The sequence below is a fragment of the Parvibaculum sp. genome (assembly GCF_046297875.1).
Taxonomy (GTDB): domain Bacteria; phylum Pseudomonadota; class Alphaproteobacteria; order Parvibaculales; family Parvibaculaceae; genus Parvibaculum.
Window position 1 is genome coordinate 1873268 of sequence record NZ_JBKBHD010000001.1, and the last position, 15143, is coordinate 1888410.

Genomic DNA, 15143 nt, shown 5'->3' on the forward strand with positions numbered 1-15143 from the left:
TTGTCCTGGAGGACGCAAGATGAGCCATCCAAAAACGCGCGAAGAACGTATTGCCCATCTCAAGCAGGAGGTGAAGAAGCGCGTGCTCATTCTCGATGGCGCAATGGGTACGATGATCCAGCGCTACAAGCTGCAGGAAGCGGACTATCGCGGCGAGCGCTTCAAGGATCATGGCAGCGACGTGAAAGGCAACAACGAGCTGATCTCGCTCGTGCAGCCCGACATCCTGCGCGACATTCATCTGCAATATTACCGTTCGGGCGCCGACATTGCCGAGACCAACACGTTCGGCGCGACTCGCATCGCGCAGGCGGACTACCATATGGAAGATCTCGCCTATGAGATGAATGTGGCGAGCGCGCGCATCGCGCGCGAGGCGGCAGATATCTGCGAGAAGGAGACGCCGGGCCGCGTCTGCTATGTGGCGGGTGTGCTCGGGCCGACGAACCGCACGGCGTCGATCTCGCCGGATGTGAACGATCCCGGCTTCCGAAATGTCGATTTCGACAAGCTGCACGAAGCCTACATGGAGGCGACGCGCGGGCTCATCGAAGGCGGCGCGGATATCATTCTGGTCGAGACGATCTTCGATACGCTGAACGCGAAGGCCGCGCTTTACGCCGTGCAGGATGTGTTCGATGAGGACGGCGTGACGCTGCCGATCATGATTTCGGGCACGATCACCGACATGTCGGGACGGCTTCTTTCGGGTCAGACACCGGAAGCCTTCTGGAATTCAGTGCGCCATGTGGAGCCCTTTTCCATCGGGCTCAATTGCGCACTGGGCGCGAAGGAGATGCGCCAGCATATCGGCACGCTGTCGCGCGTGGCGGATACGCTTGTCTCCGCGCACCCCAATGCCGGATTGCCGAACGAAATGGGCGAATATGACGAAAGCCCCGAACAGATGTCGAAGCTTGTCGGCGAGTTTGTCTCGTCGGGGCTGGTGAATATTCTCGGCGGCTGCTGCGGTACGACGCCGGACCATATCCGTGCGATTGCGGAAGCCTCGAAAGGCGGCAAGCCGCGCGAGATACCGGAAATTGAACGCAAGATGCGGCTTTCCGGCCTCGAACCCTTCGCGGCAGACTGATGAGCGGGCCATCGCGCCTGAACGGGAACACGTAAAGCAAGATCGGGATGAGATGACTCAAACCACGGCGAACTTCATCAATGTCGGCGAGCGGACCAATGTGACGGGCTCGGCGCGCTTCAAGAAGCTGATCCTCGAAGACCGTTTCGCGGAGGCGCTGGAAGTGGCGCGCCAGCAGGTCGAGAACGGCGCGCAGGTGATCGACATCAACATGGATGAGGGGATGCTCGACTCCGAGGCCGCGATGATCAAGTTCCTGAACTTGATCGCGGCGGAGCCGGACATTGCACGCGTGCCGATCATGATCGACTCGTCCAAATGGAACGTGATCGAGGCGGGGCTGAAGCGCGTTCAGGGCAAGCCGATCGTGAACTCGATCAGCCTGAAGGAAGGCGAGGAGCCATTCCTCGCACATGCGCGCAAGATCCGCCGCTATGGCGCGGCGGCGGTCGTCATGGCGTTCGACGAGGTGGGGCAGGCGGATACGGCCGACCGCAAGTTCGAGATCTGCGAGCGGGCCTACATGCTGCTGACCGAGAAGATCGGTTTTCCGCCGGAAGACATCATCTTCGATCCCAACATTTTCGCGGTGGCGACGGGCATCGAGGAACATAACAACTATGCGATCGAGTTCATCGAGGCATGCGCGCGGATCAAGCAGAACCTTCCATATGCGCATATTTCTGGCGGTGTCTCGAACATCTCTTTCTCGTTCCGCGGCAACGAGCCGGTGCGCGAGGCGATGCATTCCGTATTTCTCTACCACGCCATCAAGGCGGGGATGGATATGGGCATCGTCAATGCGGGACAGCTCGCGATCTATGACGATATTGAGCCGGAGCTCCGCGAGCGTGTGGAAGATGTGATCCTGAACCGGCGGCCCGATGCGACCGAGCGCCTGCTCGAAACGGCTGAGCGCTTCAGGGGCGAGGCGGGCAAGAAGCGCGAGGAAGACCTTTCCTGGCGTGAGAAGCCCGTGAAGGAACGCATCACGCATTCGCTTGTAAAGGGCATCAATGCCTTCATCGAGGAAGACGTGGAGGAGGCGCGGCATCTCTTCGAGCGGCCGCTGCACGTTATCGAAGGGCCGCTGATGGACGGCATGAACGTCGTCGGCGATCTGTTCGGTTCGGGCAAGATGTTCCTGCCGCAGGTCGTGAAAAGTGCCCGCGTGATGAAGCAGGCGGTTGCCTACCTCATGCCCTTCATGGAGAAGGAGAAGGAAGAGCTCGGCATCACAGACGATGACGCTGCGGCGCGTATTCTCATGGCGACGGTGAAGGGCGATGTGCACGACATCGGCAAGAACATCGTGGGCGTCGTGCTCCAGTGCAACAATTTCGAGGTGATCGATCTCGGAGTGATGCAGCCGGCTGAGAAGATTCTCGAGGAAGCGCGCAAGCACAAGGTCGACATCATCGGGCTGTCGGGGCTCATCACGCCGTCGCTTGACGAAATGTGCCATGTGGCGGCCGAGATGGAGCGGCAGGGCTTCAATATTCCGCTGATGATCGGCGGCGCGACGACCAGCCAGATTCACACTGCGGTGAAGATCCACCCGAACTACAAGGCGGGGCAGGCGATCTATGTGACCGATGCGAGCCGCGCGGTGGGAGTTGCCTCAAACCTCATTTCCGAGCGGAAAGAGGACTACATCGCGGATATTCGCAACAACTACCAGGATCTTGCCGCACGCCACGCAGCAGGTCAGAAGAAGAAGGACCGGCAGACGCTCGAGGCCGCGCGCAAGAACCGTCTCAAGGTCGACTGGGACGGCTACAAGCCGGTGAAGCCTTCCTTCCTCGGCACCAAGGTGTTCGACGATTATCCGATCGACAAGCTCGTTCCCTATATCGACTGGACGCCTTTCTTCCAGACATGGGAACTGGCAGGACGCTATCCGCAGATTCTCGAAGACGAGGCTGTGGGCGAGGCGGCGCGTTCGCTTTTTGCCGATGCGCAGGAAATGCTGAAGCAGATGGTGGAGGAGAAGTGGCTGAAGGCGCGCGCCGTGGTCGGCTTCTGGCCGGCGAACGAAGTGGGCACCGACGATATAGAGCTTTATACGGGCGACGACCGGAAGGAGGCGCTGGCAACTTTCCACTCGCTGCGGCAGCAGATGAAGCGGACGTCGGAGCGCGCGAATTTCGCGCTGGCGGATTTTGTGGCGCCTAAGGAGAGCGGCATTGCCGATTATGTCGGCGCCTTCTGCGTCAGTACGGGGTTCGGCGAGGACGATGTGGCCAGGGAATTCAAGAAGAAGAATGACGACTATCGCGCCATTCTCTCGCAGGCGCTGGCCGACCGGCTTGCGGAAGCCTTTGCCGAACATATGCATGAGCGCGTGCGGCGCGAATTCTGGGCCTATGCGGCGGACGAGAAGCTGACGAATGCGGATCTCATCGAGGAGAAGTATCAGGGCATCCGCCCCGCGCCCGGCTATCCGGCACAGCCCGACCACACGGAAAAGGCGACGCTGTTCCGGCTGCTCGATGCGGAAGAGAAAATCGGCGTGAAGCTGACGGAAAGCTATGCCATGTGGCCCGGCGCATCGGTGAGCGGGCTCTATTTCAGCCATCCGCAGGCGGAATATTTCGGTGTCGGCAAGATCGAGCGCGATCAGGTGGTGGATTATGCGCGGCGCAAGGGCATGGAGCTGCGCGTCGTGGAACGCTGGCTCGCTCCGATCCTCAACTACACGCCGGGGCAGGAACCGGAAGAGCAAGCGGCCTGACGATCAGGCGAGCGACTTCGCCCATTTTTCGGACCAGACGGTGAGGGGCGTGAGGTGCGCGAGCAGCTCGCGCCCTTGCCTCGTCAGCGCATAGCCCTCATCGGGCAGCAGGCCGACAAGCGCTGCCTCGCGCAGTTCGGCAAGACGCGTGTTGAGGACGCTTGGTGAAATGCCGCCGCAGGCGGCCTGCAGCGCGCGGAAGTTCAACGCCTCGCCGCGAAGTTCCCAGAGTATCCGCAAGACCCAGCGCCGCCCGAGCAGATCGAGCAGCACCATGACGGGGCGGCCGGTAGACGAGCCCCGCACGGCGCGGCCAGGCTTAGGCGGATTTGGTTTTCTGTCGCTCATGGCCTGAGAATAGCGCTTGTGCTTCGAAAACAGAAGCAATATGTTTGCTATGAAAAACGTAGCAATCGAGGTGGTGCATGAGCACGAGGATCGAGCCGGCCGTGAGGCCCTATGAAGACGACATGGAAAAGACTCTCGAGAGGCTGATGCCGCCCGGTGTCGAACCTCTCGTCCTTTTCCGGACGCTGGCGCGCAATCCGCGCGTCTTCCGCCGCTTCATGGCAGGCGGGCTCCTCGACAAGGGAACGATCACGCTGCGCGAAAGGGAGATTGCCATCGACCGCGCCTGCGCGCGCTGCGGCGGCGAGTATGAATGGGGTGTGCATATCGCGCTTTTCGCGGCGAAGGCCGGCTTCGGGCCCGACGAAATCGCGGCGACGGTGGCGCCGCGTGCGAATGCAGATTGCTGGACGGAGCGGGAGCGGCTGATCGTGCGGCTGGTCGATCAATTGCACGATACCCACAATGTCGATGACGAGCTTTGGGCGGCACTCAAGGCAGAGTTTGCGGATGAACAGATCGTCGAGCTCGTGGTGCTGACGGGGCTCTATCACATGGTGTCGTTCACGGTGAATGCGCTGCGCCTGCCGATGGAGGGCTATGCGCCGCACTTTCCGGCGCGGGCCTGAAACGAGGAAGGGCGCCTCCCGCGGGAAGCGCCCTTCGAATTTCATGGTCAGCCTGCCGGCCGCGGCGGGTTCAGAAGAACCCCATGGTGACCGCGCCTATGAAAAGAAACGCAAGCCCGGTCGCCAGATACCCAACCTTCATTGCGAGCATTTCAGCCTCCACTTAGCGGGTGGAGGGAGATTTTCAGGCTTCGCGGCGGTGCATCGCAAGCGGAATCCGGTGCGCGCCTCGGCGCCGTATTCGGGCGTTTCAGGAATGGCTTCCAAGTGCTTGAATCTGCCTCTTAATCGGCGTGTGAATGACAATCCGTCAGCATTCGTGTTTTGGTCACATACCGCACTGCGGCACGGCCGGGGGTGCGACTCTCGTGCATTCTCTGGCTCAGGAATGTGGATCAGGCGCGGAATCGGATGACCGGCTTGCCGATACTTTCGCGGTCGAGCAGACGCTGCAGCACGGCGGGGGCTTCGGCGAGCGGGAAACTCGCCGCCGGTTCGGGATGGATTTTTCCGGCCGTCACCCACTCCGTCAGCTTCTGCATCAGCGGAATATTGGAGGCGGGGTTCGCGCGGATATGTCCGCCCCAGTCGACGCCGACAATGGAGGCGCGCTTCAGGAGCGGCAGATTGAGCGGGATGCGCGGAATGTCGCCTGCCGCGAAACCGACGACGAGATGGCGGCCGCCGGGCGCCAGCGAGCGGAAGGCGGCTTCGGAGAAATCGCCACCGACGGGATCGTAGACGAGATCGACATCGCGGCGTCCCGTGATGGGCTCGAGTTGCTTGCGCCATTCGGGATCGGAATAGTCGAGCGCAAAATCGGCGCCTGCGGCGAGCGCGGCTTTGCGCTTTTCATCCGTCGAGGCGGCGGCAATTACCTTCGCGCCCATGGCCTTTGCGACATCGATTGCGGCCATGCCCACACCGCCTGCCGCGCCGAGCACGAGCACGGTTTCGCCTTCGCGGAGATGTCCGCAATCAGCGAAGCCGTAGAGCGCGGTGCAATAGGAGACGATGAAGCCGGCGGCTGCCTCCGCGCTCATGTTTGCGGGCACGGGAATACAGCCCATGGCGGGGAGTGCGAGTTTCTCGGCGAGCGCACCGCGCGGCGACAGCGCCATGACGCGCGTGCCCATCATCTTTTCCGGCACGCCTTCGCCCAGCGCGACGACGCGGCCCGCCACCTCGCTGCCCGGCACGAAGGGGAGCGGCGTCTTCACCTGGTAACGGCCCGCGATGAGAAGCGCATCGACATAGCCGAGGCCCGCTGCTTCCGTCTCGATCACGACTTCACCTGCGCGGGGTGCGAGATCGGGAAGTTCTTCAAGCGTAAGCGAGGAGGGTGCGCCATAGGCATGGCAGCGGATGGCTTTCATGTGGGATTTCTTTCGGAGATCAGTTTCAGATGGTGTTTCGTATGAGCATACCCTCCCCTTGAGGGAGGGTCGAAAAATTCAAACGAAGTGCAGAATTTTTGGGGAGGGGTGCGCAGGGGAAACGGAGGGCAATTCATTCGCGGGTGGCGGAGTCCCCCTCCCCGAAATCCGCTTCGCCGACGCTTGCGAATTTCGACCCTCCCTCAAGGGGAGGGTGGACCTCAAGCTGACTCGGTGCCAACCCCGCCGCCGCCGGGTGTCCTGACGATCACCGTATCGCCCGCATCGAGTTCTGCCGTAGCGGAACCGCCGAGAGTTTCGGTGCTGCCATCGGCGCGGCGGATTTCGTTTTCGCCGAGTGCCGCATCGCCGCCGCCTGCGAGGCCGAAGGGCGGCACGATGCGGTGGGTCGAGAGGATCGAGAGGCTCATCTTCTCGCGGAAGCGGATCGCGCGGATGACGCCGTTGCCGCCTCTGTGCCTGCCCTTGCCGCCGGAGCCGCGGCGGATGGAAAATTCCTCCAGCAGCACGGGGAAGCGCCATTCGAGGATTTCCGGATCGGTGAGGCGCGAATTTGTCATGTGCGTCTGCACGGCATCCGCGCCGTCAAAGGTGGGGCCAGCGCCTGCGCCGCCCGCGATGGTCTCGTAATACTGGTGGCGGTCATTGCCGAAGGTGAGATTGTTCATCGTGCCCTGGGCGGCGGCCATTGCGCCGAAAGCACCGAAAAGCGCATCCGTTACGGCCTGGCTCGTTTCGACATTGCCGCCGACAACGGCTGCGGGGAATGAAGGCGCGAGCATGGAGCCTTCGGGAATGACGATCTCGATGGGCTTGAGACAGCCTTCATTGAGCGGAATATCGTCGTCGACCATACAGCGGAAGACATAGAGGACGGCGGCGCGCGTCACGGAGGAGGGTGCGTTGAGATTGCTTTCAAGCGCGGGGCTGGTGCCGGTGAAGTCGATCAGGGCGCTGCGCGCCTCGCGGTTCACCTTCACGGAAACGCAGATTTTCGAGCCGTCATCCATAAGGAGTTCGAAACGCGCATCCTTCAGCCGCCCGATCACGCGGCGGACATTTTCCTCCGCATTGTCCTGAACATGGGTCATATAGGCCTCGACAACACCGAGACCGAACTCGGCCACCATGCGGCGAAGCTCCTGCGCACCTTTCTCGCAGGCCGCGATCTGCGCGCGCAGGTCCGCGAGGTTCTGTTCCGGGTTGCGGGCGGGATATTTCGCCTGCGCCAGCATGGCGCGCATCTCTGCCTCGCGGAAGCGGCCGCGCTCGACAATGCGGAAATTGTCGATAAGGACGCCTTCTTCCTCGACATTCTTCGAATGCGCGGGCATGGAGCCCGGCGTGATGCCGCCGATATCGGCGTGATGGCCGCGCGCGGCGGTGTAGAAGAGGCAGGTCTCGCCCACATCGTCATAGACGGGGGCGACGACCGTTACGTCCGGCAGATGCGTGCCGCCATTGTAAGGCGCGTTCAGCACGAAGACATCGCCGGGGCCCATATCGGGGTTCTGGTCGATGACGGCGCGCACACTCGCGCCCATCGAACCGAGATGCACGGGCATGTGCGGTGCATTGGAAACAAGGCCGCCCGCGCGGTCGAAAACGGCGCAGGAGAAATCGAGACGTTCCTTGATGTTGACCGAAGAGGCTGTGTTCTGCAGCGCCGCACCCATCTGCTCGGCTATGGACATGAAGCGGTTGTTGAAGATTTCGAGCATGACGGGATCGGCGCCCGTGCCGATCGAAGTGCGCCGCGGCAGGGCCACGGTGCGCGTCAACACGATGTGATCGAGCTGCGTCACTTCCGCCGTCCAGCCTGGCTCGATCACGATGGTCTGGTTGTCCTCGATGATAAGGGCGGGGCCTGCCATGCGGCCGCCGGGCGTGAGGTCCGCGCGGCGGAAGATGGACGTATCTATCCACTCGCCATTGAAATGGATCTTGCGGATGTCGCCCGTTTTTGGGGCGCGGCTCATGGGCGCCGCGGCGGGGCTTGATTTGCCTTTGTCGAGGCGTGTGGCGGCGGCGATTTCGACGGCTTCCGCGACCACCATCTTGTTCTCGAAGCTGAAGCCGAATTGCGCCTTGTGCGCTGTCTCGAAGCCCGCGATGGCAGCGGCGCGGTCGCGGGATGAGAAATCCGTTTGCAAGGCGGTGTCGCTGCCGTCATAGCGCAGGTGAAGAAGCGGCGTTACTTCGACATCCGCTTCGCTGATGCCTTGCGCGGTGAGTTCGGCGACGGCCTCTTTCGTGAGTTCTGCGATGGCCGCACCGAGTTCGGGCAGAAGCGCCTCGCCGAAAGGCTTGATGAAGGCGCGGGTGCGCGAGGCGGCGATGCGGGCAAGGCCAATGCCATAGGCAGAGAGCAGGCCGGAGAAAGGATGGATGTGCACGGTCTTCATGCCGAGCGCATCGGCAACGAGACAGGCATGCTGGCCGCCTGCACCACCGAAGCAGGAGAGCGCATAGGCGGTGACGTTGTGGCCGCGCTCGATCGAGATTTTCTTGATGGCGTTCGCCATGTTCTCGACGGCGACGCGGAGGAAGCCTTCGGCAACCTCCTCAGGCGTGCGGCCGCCGATCTGTCCAGCGAGTTCCACGAAGCGGGTGCGCACAATATCGGCATCGAGCGGCGCATTCTGCTCCGGCCCGAAGACATGAGGGAAGAGGTCGGGCTGGAGTTTGCCGAGCATGACATTTGCGTCGGTGACGGCGAGCGGCCCGCCGCGGCGGTAGCAGGCGGGGCCGGGATTGGCACCTGCGGAATCGGGGCCGACCTGAAAGCGCCCGTCTTCGTAGTGGAGGATGGAACCGCCGCCCGCGGCGACGGTGTGAATGCGCATCATGGGTACGCGCATGCGCACGCCCGCGACTTCGGTTTCGAAGCTCCGCTCATATTCGCCATCGAAATGCGACACGTCCGTCGATGTGCCGCCCATGTCGAAGCCGATCACTTTTGCAAAGCCCGCTTCCGCCGCCGTCATGGCCGCACCGACAACGCCGCCTGCGGGGCCGGAGAGGATCGCATCCTTGCCCTGAAAGAACGCGGCATCGGTGAGGCCGCCCGAGGACTGCATGAAGAAGAGCCGCGTGTCGGGATCTCCCGTGCCGATGGTGCCAGCGACGCGGCCGACATAGCGGCGAAGCAGCGGCGAGAGATAGGCGTCAACGACCGTCGTGTCGCCGCGCGAGACGAATTTCACGAGCGGGCTCACGAGGTGGCTGACGGATACCTGCGTGAAGCCGATCTCGCGGGCGAGGGCGGCGGCTTCATCCTCATGTGCGGGATAGCGATAGCCATGCATGAATGAGATGGCAACGGAGCGGATGCCCTCCGCAAAGGCGGCTCCGAGGGCACGGCGTACGGCCTCTCGGTCGAGCGGTGTCAGTACCTCGCCTTCGGCGCTCATACGCTCCGGCACTTCTGCCACGCGCTCGTAGAGCAGTTCCGGCTTCTCGATTTTCAGCCGGAAGAGATGGGGCCGTGCCTGATAGCCGATGGCGAGCGCATCGCGGAAACCTCTCGTGGTGAGGAGGAGGGTGCGGTCGCCCTTGCGCTCCAGCAGCGCGTTGGTCGCAACGGTCGTGCCCATCTTGACCGAGCCGATCCGGCCTTCGGGAAGCGCCGCGCCTGAAGCTATGCCGAGCAGGCCGCGGATGCCCTGCAGCGCCGCATCCTCATAATGTTCAGGGTTTTCGGACAGGAGCTTCCGCGCATGGAGGGTGCCATCCGGCGCACGGCCGATCACATCGGTGAAGGTGCCGCCCCGGTCGATCCAGAAGTCCCAGCGGTTTGTCATTCCGTGTCCAGATTTTTATCGATGCAGCGCATGGAAGTCTTCATACTCATTGCGGTACCCCGTTTGCCGGAGGCCGCTTTGGGGGAAGTTCAATGCATCGATTTATCAGATTTTTCTGTGTGATGCTGGCTGTGGCGGGGATTGCGGCCCCGGCGCTGGCGAGCGGTTTTCCTGATGACGTTCGTACCATTCATCTCATCGTCAGTCCCGATCAGGCGCTCGGACAAGTGCTGACGGTTTCTACAGGCGACGTGGTCTATAGCGACAGCCGGACTGCTGTGTATCGTACCATCGTCACGAACGACCGTATCCAAAATCTATGTGTCGATGGCGTATGTCACAACGTGCCGCGCGATAACGCTTACGAGCAGGTACCCTATGGCATGTCGATTTATTGCACTCGGGGAACATTTGCTGAAGCATCGAACCTGTTCGGCAAGCGCGCGGTGCACTCCTGCATCAGAACGAAAAACTCTGCCGATCTGAGCAATATCGAGATTTTTTCGATTGCGAGTTTCGACAGCAATCTTCGTATTGTGCCTCGGCCCCACAATGTAGGTAACTATCTGCGCCTTGCAGACGAAAAGCTCGACTCCATCGCGGGCACGCAGGTCGAGGGGTGGGCGGATTTCTTTACGCCCGTAGAGCTTCGCAATCTCGGCGTGGCCGATGGAAAGATTCGGTTTCGGGTCATCTCGCGCAATGACGAGAGCGTTGTTCGAACGGTGAACTTTCCCTATGAGGGCGGCAATGGCCGGATTCCTGTATCCGGCGTCAACACAAAGGCGGGCGATACAGACTTCCCAAATGCACGGCGCGGCGGCACGGATGAGGAGGTGACCGGTATGGTGCTGGCGGTATCCTCGGCGGATGCCAACTCGATCGCCTATGCCGTCGAGCAGGTGACTTTCGAGCGCCAGTTTGCCGGGTCGCAAATCAGCCTGGCCCAGGGGGACACGACGATTTCGCTTCGCTCTGGCCCCGCCAGATAGGGAAGGTCATTTTCCGCAAGGTCATCCTCACATTTCGCAGGTGCGAAGCGCGGAAAAAGGCCCTAATCTCCCCCCATGTCGATTTGGGGAAAAATCGCGGGCGCCGGCGTGGGACTTGCCGTCGGTGGGCCCCTTGGTGCGCTTCTGGGCGCGGTCGCCGGCCATGTGGTCATCGACCGGGCGCTGGAGGACAGCGAGGTCGTGTTCACGGTGGCTCTGATCGCGCTTTCGGCCAAGATGGCCAAGGCCGATGGCGAGGTGACGGATTCCGAAATCCGCGCCTTCGAGGAAATCTTCAAGATTCCGCCCGGCGAGGCGAAGAATGTCGCCCGCGTCTACAAGGTGGCGCAGCAGGATGTGGCGGGCTTCGAGGCCTATGCGCGGCAGGTAGCGCGCATCTATCGCGGCAAGCCGGCGATCCTCGAAGACGTGATGGATGCGCTGTTTCATATCGCCAAGGCGGACGGGCATGTGCACCCACAGGAGCTCGAATATCTGCGCACGGTGGCCGATATTTTCGGCTTTTCGGAAATCGAGTTCGCCCGTATCCGGGTGAGCCATCTGGGGCAGGAAAAGGGCGACCCCTATCTCGTGCTCGGCATTACGCCCGATATTTCCGACGAAGACCTGAAAAAGGCCTATCGCCGCCTCGTGCGCGAAAATCACCCCGACATGCTGATTGCGCGCGGGGTGCCGCCCGAGCTTGTCAGCATCGCCAATGAGAAGCTCGCCGCGATCAACGTCGCCTATGACCGGGTCGTCAAGGCGAGAGGCATCGCGGCGTGAGGGCCGCTCCTGTTTTTATTCGTTTCCGGCTCTAGTCGCCCCGGCGCCGTTGGGATAACACAAGAAAAATCACAATCATCCGGCGGGCCTTTCGCCGGGCTTCCCGCGGTTTCGAGATGACCCCCCTCCATCTGGGCTTCATGGTCCTCATCAATCTGATCTGGGGTTTCGCGCTGATTGCCGCGAAGGTGTCGCTCGAGCATTTTCCGCCGCTGCTGTTCGCGGCGCTGCGATTCACGCTGATCGTGCTGGTGCTGTTTCCGTTCCTGAAGATTCACAAGGGGCGGATGAAGGAAGTCACCATCATCGCGCTGTGCGCGGGGCCGGTCGGCTTCGGCTTCTTCTTTCTTGGCCTAGCGCTTTCCAATGCCTCGGTCGTCGCCGTGACGAGCCAGCTCGGCGTGCCCTTCGCCACGATCATGTCCATCATCTTCCTGAAGGAAGAGGTACACTGGCGGCGCTGGCTCGGCATTTCGCTGTCGTTTCTCGGTGTCATGGTCATCAGCTTCGATCCGGCGGTGTTCACCTATATCGACGGGCTGCTCTTCGTCGTCGCCTCGGCGCTGGTCGGTTCGGTCGGCACGATCTATCAGCGGCAGTTGAAGAATGTCGGCGTGTTCGAGCTGCAGGCCTGGGTGGCGGTTGCCGCCGCGCCGCTGATGCTCGCTGCGTCCCTTGCCTTCGAGAGCAACATGGTCGAACTGGTGATGACGGCGAACATGCTCGAATGGGCGGGCGTCTTCTATGTTGCCTTTGCGTCGAGCCTTGTCGGCCATGCGGGCATCTATTACCTGTTGCAGCGCTATGAGGTGACGCAGACCGCGCCGCTGACGCTGCTTTCGCCGATTTTCACGGTGTTTTTCGCGGTGATGCTGCTTGGCGAAGTGCTGACCACACGTATGATGATCGGCGCAGGCATTGCGCTGACCGGCGTTCTCATCGTGTCGATACGGCAGAAGCGCATCGTGGATACGGGGTTCTGATGTCTCTCGCGATGATCGAGCGTCCCTCGCCGAATTTCAATGAGCGTCCCGAGGGGCGGCGGCCCGACATTTTGTTGCTGCACTACACCGGTATGGCGAGTGCGGAAGCGGCAGCGGCGCGGCTCTGCGATCCGGCTGCGAAGGTCTCGTCGCATTATCTCGTGGATGAAGAGGGCCGGATCACGTGCATGGTGCCGGAGCATTTGCGCGCCTGGCATGCGGGCGTCGGCCAGTGGGCGGGCGAGAGCGACATCAACGGCTGTTCCATCGGCATCGAGATCGCGAATGGCGGGCATGAGTTCGGCTCGCCGCCTTATCCCGACATTCAGATGCGTGCCGTCGAGGCGCTGTGCCGCGATATTCTTTCGCGCCATCCCATTCCGCCGCGCCGCGTGCTCGGACATTCGGACATTGCGCCGGGGCGGAAGGCTGACCCCGGCGAATGGTTCGACTGGGCGCGGCTTTCGCGAGCGGGCGTCGGGCTCTGGGTGAAGCCGGAACCGGTGATCGAGGGGCCCAGCCTTCAGAACGGCGACCGCGGCGACACGGTAGCCGAGCTGCAATTCATGCTTGGCGATTACGGCTACGGCATCGAGGTGCTGGGCCGCTACGACGAGGCAACGGAAGCCGTGGTGACTGCGTTCCAGCGCCATTTCCGGCCCGAGAGGGTCGACGGGGTGGCCGATGTTTCCACCATTGCCACGCTCCGCCGCCTTCTCGAAGCCGCGAAGGGCTAGGGTTTCATCGTTACGCGGCCGAAAGCCTTGCGGCTTTCGATATAGTCGTGGGCTGCAGCGGCATCCTTCAACGCAAATTCCTTGTCGAGCACGACTTTCAATTCGCCCTTCGCAATTTCCTCGATCATCCGCGCGATGTTGCCATGGACGCGCGGTGTGAAGATTTCCGCGCCGAGGAAGACGCCGGTGACGGACTGGTTGCCTGCCCGCAATGTCGAGAGGTCGATGAGCGCCGCCTCGCGGCCGGCATCGCCGACGGTCGAAACGCGGCCGCGATAGCCGAGCGACAGGATCGACTTCTGAAGGGTGGGGCCACCGACGGGATCGACGACGACATCGACGCCCTTGTTGTCGGTGAGGCGCTTCACTTCCGCGACGAGATCCTGCGTGCGGTAGTTTATGCCGTGGTCCATGCCGAATTCGCGCAGTCTTTCGAGCTTTTCCTCGCTGGATGCGGTGGCGATGACGGTGGCGCCTTCGCGCTTTGCAAGCTGGATCGCGGCGAGGCCTACGGCGCTGGCACCTGCCTGAATGAGCACGGTCTCGCCGCGCTTCAGATGGCCGAATTCGAACAGGCAATCATGCGCGGTACCGAAGGGGACGGGGATTGCCGAGGCGGTGCGGATGTCCATCGTGTCCGGCACGGGCCAGGCGGTGGCGGCGAAAACGGCCCGGCGCGAGGCATGGGAGCCGAACATGTTGACGGTCGTCACGCGCTGGCCAGGCTTCAGGCTCGTCACCTGCGCGCCCACCTCGATGATGGTGCCGGCGGCCTGATAGCCGACAATGTGGGGCGCCGAATGAAGCGCGCCGCGGGCGCGGTTTAGCGTGTCGCCGCCTTCGATCGAGACGGCTTCCACCTCGATGACGATGCCTTCCGGCGGGCAGACGGGGTCGGGCACGTCTTCGTATTTGAACACGCCGGGCGGTCCGTTCTCGTAATAGACGGCGGCTTTCATTGCTTTCCTTCCTTGGGATTTCTTCTGTCCCGCCTATGTCGGTGTTCGAACGCCAAAGTGCAAGCGCCTTGACGCAGGGGCGCTTTCGGCTCATTTGCAGGGGGTCAGATGGCCGGATGACCGCTGCCCTCCTTTTTCGGAAGGACGGGCAGAGGAAAGTCCGGGCTCCACGGAAACACGGTGCCGGATAACGTCCGGCGGGGGCGACCCCAGGGAAAGTGCCACAGAGAGCAGACCGCCGGTCCTGCGGGACCGGTAAGGGTGAAAGGGTGCGGTAAGAGCGCACCGCGCGGCCGGTAACGGAAGCGGCACGGCAAACCCCACCGGGAGCAAGACCAAATAGGGGCGGCATTTCGGGCGAAAGCCCGAGAACCCGTTTCCGGGCGGCCGCCCGGGTTGGTTGCTTGAGGCGTCCGGCGACGGGCGTCCCAGATGAATGGTCATCGCCCGCAAGGGTACAGAACCCGGCTTACAGGCCATCTGACGCTTTTTTCGACATTGAACTGCATCGCGCGGCGCATGCCCGCCTGAACCGTGCTGATCCAGAATGGTTCAAGTACAGGCAAATGTTCTACTTATGTTCGTCGCAATATCGACAATTTTGACGAGCTGTCAGGCAAGGAAATACCGCGCAAAACCGCGAAATTACTGGGGTTTCCCGTTGACGCCCATGATATCCCAT

9 protein-coding genes, 1 other RNA gene and 1 pseudogene are annotated in these 15143 nt (G+C 62.1%); 7 read left to right on the forward strand and 4 right to left on the reverse strand.

All coding sequences use genetic code 11. The features are described 5' to 3' along the window. The first annotated feature begins 19 nt into the window (after nt 1-19). Nucleotides 20-3827 (forward strand): annotated as a pseudogene (metH, locus tag ACK4FH_RS09190) (methionine synthase). Between the two features lie 3 nt (nt 3828-3830). Here metH and ACK4FH_RS09195 read toward each other — a convergent pair. Continuing rightward, entirely contained in the window at nt 3831-4175 is a 345-nt protein-coding gene (locus ACK4FH_RS09195) for a winged helix-turn-helix transcriptional regulator (protein WP_409812896.1), read from the reverse strand. Between the two features lie 77 nt (nt 4176-4252). Here ACK4FH_RS09195 and ACK4FH_RS09200 point away from each other — a divergent pair, with 77 nt between their 5' ends. Further along, nucleotides 4253-4804 (forward strand): carboxymuconolactone decarboxylase family protein, encoded by a 552-nt coding sequence (locus ACK4FH_RS09200; protein WP_409812897.1) that lies wholly within the window; start codon nt 4253-4255, stop codon nt 4802-4804. Between the two features lie 395 nt (nt 4805-5199). Here the strand turns inward: ACK4FH_RS09200 and ACK4FH_RS09205 are convergent, their stop codons facing one another. Both ACK4FH_RS09205 and ACK4FH_RS09210 read right to left on the reverse strand, forming a co-directional pair. Then, nucleotides 5200-6180, reverse strand: a complete 981-nt coding sequence (locus ACK4FH_RS09205; protein WP_409812898.1) for an NADPH:quinone oxidoreductase family protein — start codon at nt 6178-6180, stop codon at nt 5200-5202. Between the two features lie 221 nt (nt 6181-6401). Then, nucleotides 6402-10004, reverse strand: a complete 3603-nt coding sequence (locus ACK4FH_RS09210; protein ID WP_409812900.1) for a hydantoinase B/oxoprolinase family protein — start codon at nt 10002-10004, stop codon at nt 6402-6404. Nucleotides 10005-10096: 92 nt separating this feature from the next. Between ACK4FH_RS09210 and ACK4FH_RS09215 the strand changes: the two genes are divergently transcribed. From ACK4FH_RS09215 to ACK4FH_RS09230, 4 genes are all read left to right on the forward strand, one after another. Further along, nucleotides 10097-10996 carry a hypothetical protein gene (locus ACK4FH_RS09215; protein ID WP_409812902.1) on the forward strand — a complete coding sequence of 300 codons (900 nt, stop codon included), beginning with the start codon at nt 10097-10099 and terminating at the stop codon, nt 10994-10996. A gap of 75 nt (nt 10997-11071) precedes the next feature. After that, nucleotides 11072-11782 (forward strand): TerB family tellurite resistance protein, encoded by a 711-nt coding sequence (locus ACK4FH_RS09220; protein ID WP_409812903.1) that lies wholly within the window; start codon nt 11072-11074, stop codon nt 11780-11782. A 116-nt stretch (nt 11783-11898) separates the two neighbouring features. Then, a complete protein-coding gene (locus ACK4FH_RS09225) occupies nt 11899-12765 on the forward strand; it encodes a DMT family transporter (protein WP_409812905.1) in 867 nt (288 codons plus the stop codon). Further along, entirely contained in the window at nt 12765-13502 is a 738-nt protein-coding gene (locus tag ACK4FH_RS09230) for an N-acetylmuramoyl-L-alanine amidase (RefSeq protein WP_409812907.1), read from the forward strand. The genes ACK4FH_RS09225 and ACK4FH_RS09230 overlap by 1 nt, the downstream gene beginning before the upstream one ends. On the opposite strand, the gene ACK4FH_RS09235 is transcribed toward ACK4FH_RS09230, so the two are convergent. Beyond that, entirely contained in the window at nt 13499-14461 is a 963-nt protein-coding gene (locus ACK4FH_RS09235) for a zinc-binding alcohol dehydrogenase family protein (protein ID WP_409812909.1), read from the reverse strand. The two genes, ACK4FH_RS09230 and ACK4FH_RS09235, sit on opposite strands and share 4 nt — an antisense overlap. Nucleotides 14462-14565: 104 nt before the next feature. Here ACK4FH_RS09235 and rnpB point away from each other — a divergent pair. Next, nucleotides 14566-14949: RNase P RNA component class A (gene rnpB, locus ACK4FH_RS09240), an RNA gene on the forward strand. Nucleotides 14950-15143: the final 194 nt, after the last annotated feature.

Coding starts and splice junctions, on each gene's coding strand:
- ACK4FH_RS09195 (WP_409812896.1), bottom strand. CDS start 4,175: ATGAGCGACAGAAAACCAAATCCGCCTAAGCCTGGCCGCGCCGTGCGG.
- ACK4FH_RS09200 (WP_409812897.1), top strand. CDS start 4,253: ATGAGCACGAGGATCGAGCCGGCCGTGAGGCCCTATGAAGACGACATG.
- ACK4FH_RS09205 (WP_409812898.1), bottom strand. CDS start 6,180: ATGAAAGCCATCCGCTGCCATGCCTATGGCGCACCCTCCTCGCTTACG.
- ACK4FH_RS09210 (WP_409812900.1), bottom strand. CDS start 10,004: ATGACAAACCGCTGGGACTTCTGGATCGACCGGGGCGGCACCTTCACC.
- ACK4FH_RS09215 (WP_409812902.1), top strand. CDS start 10,097: ATGCATCGATTTATCAGATTTTTCTGTGTGATGCTGGCTGTGGCGGGG.
- ACK4FH_RS09220 (WP_409812903.1), top strand. CDS start 11,072: ATGTCGATTTGGGGAAAAATCGCGGGCGCCGGCGTGGGACTTGCCGTC.
- ACK4FH_RS09225 (WP_409812905.1), top strand. CDS start 11,899: ATGACCCCCCTCCATCTGGGCTTCATGGTCCTCATCAATCTGATCTGG.
- ACK4FH_RS09230 (WP_409812907.1), top strand. CDS start 12,765: ATGTCTCTCGCGATGATCGAGCGTCCCTCGCCGAATTTCAATGAGCGT.
- ACK4FH_RS09235 (WP_409812909.1), bottom strand. CDS start 14,461: ATGAAAGCCGCCGTCTATTACGAGAACGGACCGCCCGGCGTGTTCAAA.